Annotated in this window: 8 protein-coding genes; 3 read left to right on the top strand and 5 right to left on the bottom strand. The window is 67.6% G+C overall.

The features are described from left to right. From A6723_RS05115 to glgB, 3 genes are all read left to right on the top strand, one after another. The coding region (locus A6723_RS05115; protein WP_256546887.1) for an alpha-1,4-glucan--maltose-1-phosphate maltosyltransferase at window positions 1–1,576 on the top strand (1,576 nt) is incomplete at its 5' end. A gap of 17 nt (window positions 1,577–1,593) precedes the next feature. After that, window positions 1,594–4,941: a maltose alpha-D-glucosyltransferase gene (gene treS / locus A6723_RS05110; RefSeq protein ID WP_064979568.1), complete on the top strand. Its 3,348-nt coding sequence runs from the start codon at window positions 1,594–1,596 to the stop codon at window positions 4,939–4,941. Then, on the top strand, window positions 4,938–7,112 hold the full coding sequence (gene glgB, locus A6723_RS05105; protein WP_054911242.1) for a 1,4-alpha-glucan branching protein GlgB: 2,175 nt from the start codon (window positions 4,938–4,940) through the stop codon (window positions 7,110–7,112). Before treS ends, glgB begins: the two co-directional genes overlap by 4 nt. 156 nt (window positions 7,113–7,268) lie before the next feature. On the opposite strand, the gene A6723_RS05100 is transcribed toward glgB, so the two are convergent. The 5 genes from A6723_RS05100 to glgX all read right to left on the bottom strand — a co-directional run bounded on the left by A6723_RS05100 (window position 7,269) and on the right by glgX (window position 13,408). Beyond that, window positions 7,269–8,234 carry a lysylphosphatidylglycerol synthase domain-containing protein gene (locus tag A6723_RS05100; RefSeq protein ID WP_054911241.1) on the bottom strand — a complete coding sequence of 322 codons (966 nt, stop codon included), beginning with the start codon at window positions 8,232–8,234 and terminating at the stop codon, window positions 7,269–7,271. Continuing rightward, window positions 8,231–9,430: a cardiolipin synthase ClsB gene (gene clsB, locus A6723_RS05095; RefSeq protein ID WP_064979567.1), complete on the bottom strand. Its 1,200-nt coding sequence runs from the start codon at window positions 9,428–9,430 to the stop codon at window positions 8,231–8,233. Before clsB ends, A6723_RS05100 begins: the two co-directional genes overlap by 4 nt. Next, window positions 9,427–10,209, bottom strand: a complete 783-nt coding sequence (locus A6723_RS05090) for an endonuclease/exonuclease/phosphatase family protein (RefSeq protein ID WP_054911240.1) — start codon at window positions 10,207–10,209, stop codon at window positions 9,427–9,429. The genes clsB and A6723_RS05090 overlap by 4 nt, the downstream gene beginning before the upstream one ends. Continuing rightward, window positions 10,206–11,123, bottom strand: a complete 918-nt coding sequence (locus A6723_RS05085; protein ID WP_054911239.1) for a DUF72 domain-containing protein — start codon at window positions 11,121–11,123, stop codon at window positions 10,206–10,208. Before A6723_RS05085 ends, A6723_RS05090 begins: the two co-directional genes overlap by 4 nt. A gap of 155 nt (window positions 11,124–11,278) precedes the next feature. After that, window positions 11,279–13,408, bottom strand: a complete 2,130-nt coding sequence (gene glgX / locus A6723_RS05080) for a glycogen debranching protein GlgX (RefSeq protein ID WP_054911238.1) — start codon at window positions 13,406–13,408, stop codon at window positions 11,279–11,281. Window positions 13,409–13,410 lie beyond the last annotated feature (2 nt).

Genomic DNA, 13,410 nt, shown 5'->3' with positions numbered 1-13,410 from the left:
TGCCASGCTGCACAACGCGCCACAGGAGGGCGCGGCGGAGCTGGGCGAAATCCTCCGCAGCCTGCAGGACACTACCGAGCGGGAAGCGCGCTTCGGCCTGTTCATGGCCCCGCGGACCCTGGAGCTGATGCAGCGCGCCGAACACCGTCCGCACCTGACCCGCAGCCTTACCTTCGAGCTGGACGTGGAGCGTCCGCTGGCCGGGTTCGCCAGTTGGTACGAGCTGTTCCCGCGCTCGGAAAGCCCGACACCCGGCCAGCACGGCACCTTTGCCGATGTTCACCGGCGGCTGCCGGAGATTGCCGCCATGGGCTTCGACGTGCTGTATTTCCCGCCCATCCATCCCATCGGCCGCACCCACCGCAAGGGCCGCAACAACAGCCTGCAGGCCGGCCCCGACGACCCTGGCAGCCCCTACGCCATCGGCAGCGAGGAGGGCGGCCATGACGCCGTGCACCACGAGCTGGGCAGCCTGGACGACTTCCGCGCACTGGTGGACGCCGCCCGCGGGCACGGCCTGGAGATCGCCCTGGATTTCGCCATCCAGTGCTCGCCGGACCACCCCTGGCTGCGCGAGCACCCCGGCTGGTTCAGCTGGCGCGCGGACGGCAGCATCCGCCACGCGGAGAATCCGCCGAAGAAGTACGAGGACATCGTCAACGTCGACTTCTACGCCGCCGACGCCATTCCCGATCTCTGGCTCGGCCTGCTGGGTGTGGTGCAGGGCTGGGTGGAGCAGGGCGTCAACCTGTTCCGCGTCGACAACCCGCACACCAAGCCGCTGCCGTTCTGGGAATGGCTGATCGCCGAAGTGCGCCGCGAGCACCCGCAGGTGATCTTCCTCGCCGAGGCCTTCACCCGGCCGGCGATGATGGCGCGCCTGGGCAAGGTCGGCTTCAGCCAGAGCTACACCTACTTCACCTGGCGCAACACCAAGGCGGAGCTGGAAGAATACCTCACCGAACTGAATCAGCCGCCGCTGCGCGACTGCTACCGGCCGAACTTCTTCGTCAACACACCGGATATCAATCCCTACTTCCTGCAACGCTCCGGCCGCGCTGGCTTCCTCATTCGCGCCGCCCTGGCGACCATGGGCTCGGGGCTGTGGGGGATGTATTCGGGCTACGAGCTGTGCGAGGCCGACCCGGTGCCGGGCAAGGAGGAGTACTTCGATTCCGAGAAGTACCAGCTGCGCCAGCGCGACTACCACGCGCCCGGCAACATCGTCGGCGAGATCACCCGGCTCAACCGCATCCGCCGCGAGAACCCGGCGCTGCACAGCCACCTGGGCTTCCAGGCCTACCCCGTCTTCAACGACAACATCCTGCTGTTCGGCAAGCGCAGCGCCGACCTGGCCAACTTCATCCTGGTGGCGGTCAGCCTCGATCCGGAGAACGCCCAGGAGGCGGACTTCGAGCTGCCGCTGTGGGAATTCGGCCTGCCCGATGACGCGCCCATGGGCGGCGAAGACCTGATGAATGGTCACCGCTGGACCTGGCACGGCAAGCGCCAATGGATGCGTATCGAGCCCTGGCACCTGCCGTTCGGCATCTGGCGCCTGCATCCCGAGCAATGACTTCCAGGAGCGCGACCATGGCCAAGCGCAAGACCCGCCCCTTTCTCGATGACCCGCTCTGGTACAAGGACGCGGTCATCTACCAGTTGCACGTAAAGTCCTTCTTCGATGCCAACAACGACGGCATCGGCGATTTCCGCGGCCTGATGGAGAAGCTCGACTACATCGCCGAGCTGGGCGTGAACACCCTCTGGCTGTTGCCGTTCTACCCCTCGCCACGGCGTGACGATGGCTACGACATCGCCATGTACAAGGGCGTCCATCCGGACTACGGCACCCTGGCCGACGCCCGCCGCTTCATCGACGCGGCGCACCAGCGCGGCCTGCGGGTGATCACGGAACTGGTGATCAACCATACCTCCGACCAGCACCCCTGGTTCCAGCGCGCGCGGCGGGCGAAGAAGGGCTCGCAGGCGCGCAACTGGTACGTCTGGTCCGACGATGACAGCAAGTACGAGCAGACGCGGATCATCTTCATCGACAGCGAACAGTCCAACTGGAGCTGGGACCCGGTGGCCGAGCAGTACTTCTGGCACCGCTTCTACTCGCACCAGCCGGACCTCAATTTCGACAATCCCCAGGTGCTGCGCGCAGTGCTCGGGGTCATGCGCTACTGGCTGGACATGGGCGTCGACGGCCTGCGCCTGGACGCCATCCCGTACCTGATCGAACGCGACGGCACCAACAACGAGAACCTTCCCGAGACCCACGTGGTGCTCAAGCGCATCCGCGCCGAGCTGGATGCGCATTACCCGGACCGCATGCTGCTGGCCGAGGCCAACCAGTGGCCGGAGGACACGAGGCCGTATTTCGGCGCAATGGACGGTGCCACCGAGGGCAGCACCGGTGACGAATGCCACATGGCCTTCCACTTCCCGCTGATGCCGCGCATGTACATGGCCATCGCCCAGGAAGACCGCTTCCCGATCACCGATATCCTGCGCCAGACGCCGTCGATTCCGGACAACTGCCAATGGGCGATCTTCCTGCGCAACCACGATGAGCTGACCCTGGAGATGGTCACCGACGACGAGCGCGACTACCTCTGGAACTACTACGCCGCCGACCGCCGCGCGCGCATCAACCTGGGTATTCGCCGCCGTCTCGCCCCGCTGGTGGAGCGCGATCGCCGGCGCATCGAACTGCTCCACAGCCTGCTGCTGTCGATGCCCGGCACGCCGACCCTGTACTACGGCGACGAGATCGGCATGGGCGACAACATCTACCTGGGCGACCGCGACGGCGTGCGCACACCGATGCAATGGTCGGTGGACCGCAATGGCGGCTTCTCCCGCGCGGACCCCGCCAGCCTCGTGCTGCCGCCGATACTCGACTCGCTCTACGGCTACCAGAGCGTCAACGTCGAGGCCCAGGCGCGCGACCCGCATTCGCTGCTCAACTGGATGCGCCGCATGCTGGGTGTCCGCAAGCAGCAGAAGGCCTTCGGCCGCGGCAGCATCAGCATGCTGTCACCGCCCAACCGGCGCATTCTTGCGTACTTGCGCCAGTACCGCCCGGAGGGCGAGGGCTCCAGCGAGGAGAGCATCCTCTGTGTCGCCAACCTGTCCAGTGCCGCCCAGGCGGTCGAGCTGGACCTGTCGGCCTTTGACGGCCGAGTCCCGGTGGAAATGCTCGGTGGTTCGTCCTTCCCACCGATCGGGCGCATGACCTACCTGCTGACCCTGCCGCCCTATGGCTTCTACTGGTTCTACCTGGCCGACAGCCAACAGATGCCGGCGTGGCACGTGAAGCCGGTGGAACGCATGCCCGAACTGCCGACCCTGGTACTGGCCCAGCGCCTGGCGGAGATCGCCAGCGGTGCGCCGCGCGAGCTGCTGGAGAGCGACTCGCTGCCACGCTACCTGCCCAAGCGCCGCTGGTTCGCCAGGGGGCGGCTGGAGGCCGGCAGCGCCCGTCTGCTCTATGCCATGCCGCTGGGTGAGGCCGATGCCGCACCGCTGCTGGCGGAAGTGGAAGTCAATGGCGCGGACGGCGCCGAGCATTACCAATTGCCGCTGGCCGCCGTGCCGGAGAAGGGCGCCGCCGGCAACGATCTGCCCCAGCAACTGGCCCTGGCCCGGCTGCGCCGCGGGCGCAAGGTCGGCCTGCTCACCGACGCCTTCGCCCTGCCGGCGTTCAGCCGCCTGGTGCTGCGCCTGTTGCGCGAGAACTCGACGATGCAGGGCCCTGCGGGCGAGCTGCAGTTCCTGCCGCAGCCGGGGCTGCTGCAGTACGGCGACATCGACGATGAAGCGGAAATCCGCGTGCTCAGCGTCGACCAGTCCAACAGCTCCGCGCTGATCGGCAACAAGCTGCTGCTCAAGCTGCTGCGCCGGGTGTTCCCCGGCGTGCACCCGGAAGCCGAGATGGGCGGTTACCTGAGCCGCCGCGGCTTTGCCAACATCGCGCCGCTGCTGGGCGAGGTGCGCCGCATCGACGCCCTGGGCCAGCCGCACACGCTGTTGCTGCTGCAGGGCTACCTGAGCAACCAGGGCGATGCCTGGAGCTGGACCCTGAACCAGCTGGAGCGCGCCATGCGCGACGGCCTGCCGCCGGCAGTGGAAACACCCGGGCCGGAGTTCGATGTCATGGAGGAACTGCGCCTGTTCGCCGGACGGCTTGGCCAGCGCCTGGGTGAAATGCACCAGCTGCTGGCCGAAGCCACCGACGAGCCGGAGTTCGGCCTGCACCGCAGTGGAGCTGTCGACAGCGGGGCCTGGAGCAACAGCATCGGCGCGCAACTCGAACAGGCGCTGGAGACCCTGCGCCACGCACGCGCGAGCCTGGACGAGCAGGGCGGCGCGATGGCCGACTGGCTGCTGGAGCATCGCGGAGAACTGCTGCAGGCCATCGGCAACCTGGCGCGGCTGGCGGAGGGCGGCGTGATGATCCGCGTCCATGGCGACCTGCACCTGGGCCAGGTCCTGGTGGTGCAGGGCGATGCCTTCCTGATCGATTTCGAAGGCGAGCCAAATCGCCCGCTGGTCGAACGCCGCCAGCGCCACAGCCCGTTGAAGGACGTCACCGGCGTACTGCGCTCCTTCGACTACGCCGCCGCCATGGCCCTGCGCAGCGCCCAGGGCACCGAGGCGCCGGCCGAGGTCCAGGCGGCCAGGGCAGAACTGGCCCTGCGCTACCGTCGCGACGCCCGCGACGCCTTCCTCGAAGCCTACCGGGCGGCCGCTGCCGGCCTGCCCCACGAGTGGCACGGCCGTGAGGGGGAGGGCGCCGCACTGGCGCTATTCAGCCTGGAAAAGGCCGCCTACGAAGTGCTCTACGAAGCCGGCCACCGCCCCGACTGGCTGGAAGTCCCCCTGCAAGGGCTGTTCGAACTGGCACGACACTTACTCGGAGGACGCACATGACCCTGCGCAGCGACCTGGACCACCTGCAGCGTGGCGATCACGCCGATCCCTTTGCCTTCCTCGGCCCGCACCGCGACGAAGGCGGCGAGCAGGTGCGCGCCTGGCTGCCGGGTGCGCTGGCAGTGGAATTGCTGTCGCCGCAGGACGAAACCCTCGCCGCCATGGATGCGCTGGACGCCAGCGGGCTGTTCGTCGCCCGCCTGCCGGCCAAGGTGCCGTATCGCCTGCGGATCCATTGGCCGGAGCACGAGCAGGTAAGTGAAGACCCCTACGCGTTCGGGCCGTCGATCAGCGAACTGGACCTCTACCTGTTCGCCGAGGGCAACCACCGCCAACTGGGCAAATGCCTGGGCGCCCAGGCGATGCAGATCGACGGCGTGCCCGGCGTGCGCTTCGCCGTCTGGGCGCCGAATGCGCGGCGGGTGTCGGTGGTCGGCGATTTCAATGGCTGGGACGGCCGCCGCCACCTGATGCGCCTGCGCTATCCCGCTGGCGTCTGGGAGCTGTTCATCCCGCGCCTGCAACCGGGCGAGGTCTACAAGTACGAACTGCTCGGTCCGGACGGCCTGCTGCCGCTGAAGGCCGACCCCATGGCGCTGGCCACCGAAATGCCGCCTGCCACCGGCTCGCGGGTGCCGGACCCGACGCCGTTCCCCTGGCAGGACCAGTCGTGGATGCAGCAGCGTGGCGAGCGCCAGGGCGTGGACCGGCCGTTGTCGATCTACGAACTGCACGCCGGCTCCTGGCAATGGGTGGAGAACCGCGCGCCGACCTGGGATGAGCTGGCCGACCGACTGATCCCCTACATCAGTGACCTGGGCTTCACCCACATCGAACTCATGCCGATCATGGAGCACCCCTTCGGCGGCTCCTGGGGCTACCAGCCGCTCTCGCTGTTCGCGCCCACCGCTCGCTACGGCAGCCCGGCGGACTTCGCGCGCTTCGTCGAGCGCTGCCACCAGGCCGGAGTCGGCGTGATCCTCGACTGGGTGCCGGCGCATTTCCCCACCGACGCCCACGGCCTGGCGCACTTCGACGGCACCGCGCTGTACGAATACGCGCATCCCTTCGAGGGCTTCCACCAGGACTGGGATACCTACATCTACAACCTCGGCCGCAACGAGGTGCACGGTTTCATGCTGGCCTCGGCGCTGCATTGGCTGCGCGAGTACCACATCGACGGGCTGCGGGTGGATGCCGTGGCGTCGATGCTCTATCGCGATTATTCGCGCAAGGACGGCGAATGGATCCCCAACCAGCACGGTGGCCGCGAGAATCTCGAAGCCATCGAATTCCTCCGTCACCTCAACAGCGTGGTCCAGGCCGAGGCGCCGGGCGCGCTGGTGATCGCCGAGGAATCCACCGCCTGGCCGGGCGTCAGCCGCTCCACCGAGGAAGGCGGCCTGGGCTTTGCCTACAAGTGGAACATGGGCTGGATGCACGACAGCCTGGCGTACATCCGCGAAGACCCGATCAACCGCGGCTACCACCACCAGAAGCTGACCTTCGGCCTGCACTACGCCTTCTCCGAGCACTTCATCCTGCCGATCTCCCACGACGAGGTGGTACACGGCAAGGGCTCGCTGCTGGGCAAGATGCCGGGCGACCGCTGGCAACAGTTCGCCAACCTGCGCCTGTACCTGGCCTTGATGTGGACCCATCCGGGCAAGAAGCTGCTGTTCATGGGCTGCGAGTTCGGCCAGTGGCGCGAGTGGGACCACGACGGCCAACTGGACTGGTACCTGCTGCGCTACGCCGAGCACTTCGGCGCGCAGGCGCTGATCCGCGAGCTCAACCGGCTGCTGCGCGCGGAACCCGCGCTGCACGCCTTCGACGACCGGGCCGAGGGCTTCCACTGGCTGATCGGCGACGACCAGCGCAACAGTGTCTACGCGTGGCTGCGCCTGGCCGGCGACGGCGCGCCGGTACTGGTCGTGCACAATTTCACGCCGGTGCCACGCCCGCACTATCTCGTTGGCGTGCCACTGCCGGGGCGCTGGGAGGTGCTGCTCAACAGCGACGCCGACTCCTTTGGCGGCTCCGGCGCGGGCAGTCGCGGGGTGGTGGAAAGCGATCCGCAGGCATCCCATGGGCAGGCCCAGTCCCTGGCGCTGGACCTGCCGCCGCTGGGCTGCCTGATCCTCCGGCCCGAAGGGCATGGCCAGCCCTAGCGCGGCCTCAAAACGATCGCGGATAGCGTTCGCTCAGGAGCCCCTCTCCCGCAAGCGGGAGAGGGCTCGTTTGGGCAAGATGAATCTTCGGCGTCAGCCGGCAGGACTTTCTAGCACTCCCTTGGGGAGGCTGCGTATCGTCGAATCGCACCGGCGTCACGAAGCGCGCGCCGCCTCCCGGCGCTCATCCCGGCGCTTGAGCTTCTTCGCGTGGCGCTCCAGCCACAGGTAGACCGCGCAGGCCAGCAGTAGTGGTATGAGGAAATACAGCAGCCGATAGCCGATCAGTGCCGCCACCAGTTCGCCGCGGGAGAAGTGGTCGCGCAGCACGGTGATGAACACGGTCTCAATCACCCCCAGCCCGGCCGGCACGTGCAGGACGACACCGGCGATGCTGCTGATCATCAGGGTTGCCAGTACCTCCGGGTAGCTCGCCGAAGCGGGCAGCAGGCTGTAGATCAGCAGCGCCATCATCGACCAGTTGCTGGCCCCGAAAATTCCCTGCAGGGCGGCCAGCCGCCAGCTCGGCAACTTTAGCCGGTAGCGTTTCCAACCCCAGGCGCGGCGGCGGGCAAAGCGGCAGGCCAGCAGGTAGGCGGCGCCCAGCACCAGCAGCAGAACGCCGATGGCCCGCAAGCCACCCTGGCCGAGGGACCAGCTCTGCGGCAGGTCGGGGAAGCCGCAGACGAACAGCCCGCCGGCCAGCAGCAGATAGCCGTACCAGTTGGTGATCAGGCTGAAGGTGAGGATGCGCGTGATGTCCCCGGTACTCATGCCCAGTCGCCCGTAGAGGCGGTAGCGCAGGGCGATGGCGCCGACCCAGGAGCTGAGGTTGAGGTTGAAGGCATTGCAGACGAAGGCCACGGTGAACACCCGCCGCACCGGCAGCGGATGGCCGATATAGAAGCGGCTGAGCACGTCGAAGCTGCTGAAGATGGCGTAGCTGCAGAAGGCAATCAGCATGCCCAGCGCCAGGGTGCTGGGTTTGTACTCGCGCAGCAGGCGGAACACCTCGTCCCAGTCAGTGGCGCGCAGCAGCAGGAACAGCAGCACCGGCAGGGCGATCAGCAGGGCAATGTTGAAAACGCGGTTGGCGCGCTTCCAGAAGCGCTTGCGGTTCATGGCTGCACCTGCGACTGGCCGGGTTCTTCGTCGAGGCTGGCGGGGCTGAGAATCTGCCGGTGCGCCGGCAATTGCCCGGCGATCGCCGGGAAGTGGCGCAGGAAGTGGAAGCTGGCGAATACCAGTGGCGCCCGCCACCAGTAGCCGCGCCGCGCATACTGGCGGGTGACGCGGCGGCAACTCTGGTTGGCCAGCTGCTCCAGGTGGTCGTCCAGCCCGGCGCAGAAGTCGCCGTCCTCGATCATCAGGTTGCCTTCCAGGTTCAGCGACAGGCTCAGCGGGTCGAGGTTGCTCGAGCCCACCGTTGCCCAGCGGCGGTCGGCCACTGCGACCTTGCCGTGCAGCGGGCGGTCGCAGTATTCGTGGATTTCCACGCCATCGCGCAGCAGGGTGTCGTAGAGCAGCTTGCTGCACAGCCGCACCAGCGGCATGTCCGGCAGGCCCTGGAGGATCAGCCGTACCCTGACCCCGCGCCTGGCTGCATCGCGCAGGGCGCGCAACAGGCGGTAGCCGGGGAAGAAGTAGGCGTTGGCGATCAGCAGCCGCTCCTTCGCCTGGCCGATGGCGCGCAGGTAGTGCTGCTCGATCTCGGTGCGGCGGTAGAGGTTATCGCGGATCGCCAGGCAGGTTCGGCAAGGGCCGGCCACGCCGCCGGGATGCACGGCGTCGGCGGCGGGAATGTCACCGTACTGGCTGAGCAACTCCAGGCAGGCGCGGCGGACGTCTTCCACGCCGGGGCCCTCGATGCGCACTGCGTAGTCCTGCTTGGCCATGGGGCCGAAGTCGGCCAGGTGGTCGGCGCAGAAATTGATCCCGCCGACGAAGGCCAGCGCGCCATCGACCACCACGTGCTTGCGGTGCAGGCGGCGGAACAGGTTGGTGCGCATGCCCAGCAGCAGCGGCTGCGGGTCGAACAGGTGCAGGCGTACGCCGGCGTCCAGCAGGCCGCCCAGGTAGCTCGCGTCCAGGTCCGGCGTGCCGTAACCGTCCGCGATCACTTCGACGCGCACGCCGCGCCCGGCTGCATCGATCAGCACCTGGCGCAGCGCGCGGCCCACCTTGTCGTCGCGCAGGATGAAGGTTTCCAGCAGCACCTCGTGCCGCGCCTGCTCGATGGCGCGAAAGACGCTGGGGAAGAAATCCTCGCCATTGATCAGCAGTTCGACCCGGTTGCCGTTGCGCCATACCTCGTTCATAGCGAAATCTCGGCGAGCAGCGGCAGGTGATCGGACAGATGCGGCCAGGGCTTGCGGTTGAGCACCTCGCTCAGGGTGACCCGCAGGTGCCGCACATAGATGCGGTCCAGCCGCAACAGGGGCCAACGCGCCGGGAAACTGCGCGGCTCGCCGCCACTGGCCGGGAATGCCGGCTGCAGGCCGCAGCCGGCCAGAACGCCGGTGGCGCGGCAGCGCCAGTCATTGAAGTCGCCCGCGACCACCACCGGGTCGTTGGCCGGCAGTTCGCCTATCAGGGCGCAGAGCAGCCGCAGTTGCCGTTGCCGCTGTGCTTCGTGCAGGCCCAGGTGCACGCACACCGCGTGCAGGGCACGCTCGCCGGGCAGGTCGATCTGTGCGTGGAGCAGGCCGCGCTCCTCGGTGCCGGCCTCGGAGACGTCGCGATTGTCCCAGCTGCGGATCGGCAGGCGCGAGAGCAGGGCGTTGCCGTGGTGGCCTTCGGGATAGACCGCGTTGCGTCCGTAGGCGAAGGCCGGCCACATGCTGTCGGCGAGGAACTCGTACTGTGGTCCGCTGGGCCAGTTCGGATGGCGTTCGGCGTGCAACTGGTGTTCGCCGTGGACTTCCTGGAGAAACACCAGGTCCGCCGAGGTGGCGCGTACCGCATCGCGTAGTTCGTGGAGGATGAAGCGGCGGTTGAAGGCGTTGAAACCCTTGTGGGTGTTCACCGTGAGCACCCGCAGCAACGTATTGCCCTGTACGGCGGCGGGCACCAGAGGGGCGCGTTCGGCCTGGCTCATGCCCAGTCTCCCGCCGGTTGGCCGGGTTCCTGTCGCGCCGTGATCTGCAGATCGAGCAACCTCATCAGCTTGCTGGCGTCGTAGGGCGCGCGGACCTTGATGTCGTTGTCGAAATAGCAGAACACCTCGCGCTGCCGGCGATCGCCGCGGGTGGCGCCGTCGAACAGCTCCGCGTCGGCGGGTTGCACCCCGCGCCGCCAGCGGGCTACACGCTCGCTCCAGCGCTGGAGGGCGGCGTCGCCATAGCCGCTGGCGTAGAGTTCCTTGTCACCGTGCAGGCGCAGGTAGACGAAGTCCCTGGCGGTGAGGTCTTCGCCGTAAGGCCACTTGCGCGGCGCATCGGCGAAGACCAGGGCGACACCGTGCTGACGCAGCTGCCGGGCGAATTGCGCGCAGGCGAAGCTGGCATGGCGAACTTCCATGGCGTGACGCAACGGGCGCCGCTTCAGCGGCTGGGGCCAGTGCGGCGGCCGGCGGCTGGCGGAGGCTTTCGCCAGGTCCAGCGCGGCCTCGCTGGTGCGCGGCAGCAGTGCCAGAAAGGTCTCCACCACGTCCTCGTCGTAGTGCAGGCTGGGCGGCAGTTGCCAGAGCAGCGGCCCGAGCTTCTCGCCCAGCTCCAGCGGGCCGGAGGCGAAGAAGTTGGCGAGGCCTTCCTCGGCATCGCGCAGGCGCCTGATGTGGGTGATGTAGCGCGGGCCCTTGAGGCTGAAGACGAAACCGTCGGGCGTGTCCTGCGCCCACCGGCGGTAATACTCGGGCTTCTGCAGCGAGTAGAAGGAGCCGTTCAACTCGATGCTGTTGAACGCGCGGGAGGCGTAGCGCAGCTCGTCCTTCTGGCGCAGCCCCTGCGGGTAGAAGTCGCCGCGCCAGGGCGCATAGCGCCAGCCGGAAATGCCGATGTGCAGGGCCTTCATAGGCTCAGCCGGCCGGGTGGCGGAGGCTTGGGCGGGAGGCGGCTGGTGGCATCGGGTTCTCCTTCGGCGGTGGTTGTTTTCCGGGTCGCTGATGCCCGGTTCCTGAACGTCCGACCGGGGTTCGCTGGGCAGCGTTCCGCGGGATCGCCCAGCGGTCAGTCCTCGCTGCGACGCAGGGTGAACAGCGCCAGGGCGCGCGCACCCAGCGGGTAGGCGGTACCGAATGCCCAGCTGTGCTCGTGTTCCCGCGGCAGCTCGGCGGTGTCCAGCAGGAACTGCCAGTCGCGGCCTTGTGCGGTTTTCGGGAGGATGAAGTCCAGGCATTCGTGCCCGGCATTGACCAGCAGCAGCAAGGTGGCGTCGCCACCGCTGCGGCGAATGCCGGTGGGCTGGGCGCGGCCATCCATGAGCATGCCCAGGCTGCGGCGCTGCGGGTCGTGCCAATGGTCCTCGGTCATTTCCTCGCTTTCGGGCGCAAGCCAGGTGACATCGCGTACGCCCAGCTCCTCGTTGTATTCGCCGACCAGGAAGCGCCCGCGCCGCAGGATCGGATAGGCCTGGCGCAGGCGGATCAGGCGGTGGGTGAAGGCCAGCAGTTCGCGGCCCTCGTCGTCGAGGTTCCAGTCCACCCAGCCCAGTTCGTTGTCCTGGCAGTAGACGTTGTTGTTGCCCTGCTGGGTGCGGCTGAACTCGTCGCCGGCCAGCAGCATCGGCGTGCCCTGGGAGAGCAGCAGGGTGGCCAGCAGGTTCTTCATCTGCTGCACGCGCAGGCGGCGAATTCCGGCATCGTCGGTAGGGCCTTCGACACCGTGGTTCCAGGAACGGTTGTCGTCGTGGCCATCGCGGTTGTCCTCACCGTTGGCCTGGTTGTGCTTGTGGTTGTAGCTGACTACGTCGCGCAGGGTGAAACCGTCATGGGCGGTGATGAAATTGACCGAGGCATAGGGGCGCCGCCCGCGCTGGTCGTACAGGTCGCCGGAGGCGGTGAGGCGCCGGGCAAGGTCGGGCAACTGGCCTTCGTCGCCGCGCCAGAAGCTGCGCACGGTATCGCGGAAACGGTCGTTCCATTCCACCCAGCCCGGCGGGAATCCACCGACCTGATAGCCGCCGGGGCCGCAGTCCCAGGGTTCGGCGATCAGCTTGCGATGGCTCAGTACCGGGTCCTGGCGGCAGGCGACGAGGAAGCTGTGGCGCTCTTCGAAACCGTCGGCATAGCGGCCGAGGATCGAGGCGAGGTCGAAGCGGAAGCCGTCCACGCGCATTTCGGTGGCCCAGTAGCGCAGCGAGTCGGTGACCATCTGCAACACGCAAGGGTGGCTCAGGTCGAGGGTGTTGCCGGTACCGGAGTCGTTGACGTAGTAGCGGCGGTTGTCGGCCTGCAGGCGGTAGTAGGAAATGTTGTCGATGCCGCGCATGCACAGGGTCGGGCCGAGTTCGTTGCCCTCGGCAGTGTGGTTGTAGACCACGTCGAGGATCAGTTCGATGCCGGCGTCGTGCAGGTGCGCGACCATTTCCTTGAACTCGTTGATATGCCCGCTGGCGAGGTAGCGGGCCTGGGGCGCGAAGAAGGCGATGCTGTTGTAGCCCCAGTAGTTGCTCATGCCCTTTTCCAGCAGGTGCTTGTCGTCGAGGAAACCATGCACCGGCAGCAGTTCGAGGCTGGTGACGCCCAGTTGCCGCAGGTGCCCCAGCAGGCCGCTGTTCATCAGCCCGGCGCAGGTGCCGCGCAGGCGGTCGGGCACCTCCGGGTGGCGCATGCTCAGGCCGCGCAGGTGGGCCTCGTAGATCACCGTTTCATCCCAGGGCACGCGCACCGGCTGCTGCTCACCCCAGGTAAAGGCCGGGTCGATGACCTTGCACTTGGGCACGTAGGCGGCGCTGTCGCGCTCGTCGAAACTCAGGTCCGCGTCCGCCGAGCCGATGGTGTAGCCGAACAGCGTTTCGGACCAGCGCAGCTCGCCCACCAGTTGCCGCGCGTAAGGGTCGATCAGCAGCTTGTTGGGGTTGAAACGGTGGCCGGCGTCCGGCTCGTAGGGGCCATGCACGCGGTAGCCGTAGATCTGCCCGGGATGGGCGTCGGGCAGGTAACCGTGCCAGATCTCGTCGCTGTATTCGGGCAGCTCGATGCGTTCCAGTTCGCGCTTGCCCTGCGCGTCGAACAGGCACAGCTCGACCTTGGTGGCATGGGCGGAGAACAGCGCGAAATTGACGCCCAGGCCGTCCCAGGTGGCGCCCAGGGGAAAAGGGCGCCCTTCGGTAACGCGGGACTGTGCACGTCGGGTCATGG

The organism is Pseudomonas sp. AU11447 (assembly GCF_001672555.2).
Lineage (GTDB): Bacteria > Pseudomonadota > Gammaproteobacteria > Pseudomonadales > Pseudomonadaceae > Pseudomonas > Pseudomonas nitroreducens.
Note: the sequence above shows the minus strand (reverse complement) of the source record. Positions and strands in the feature narration are given on the sequence as shown.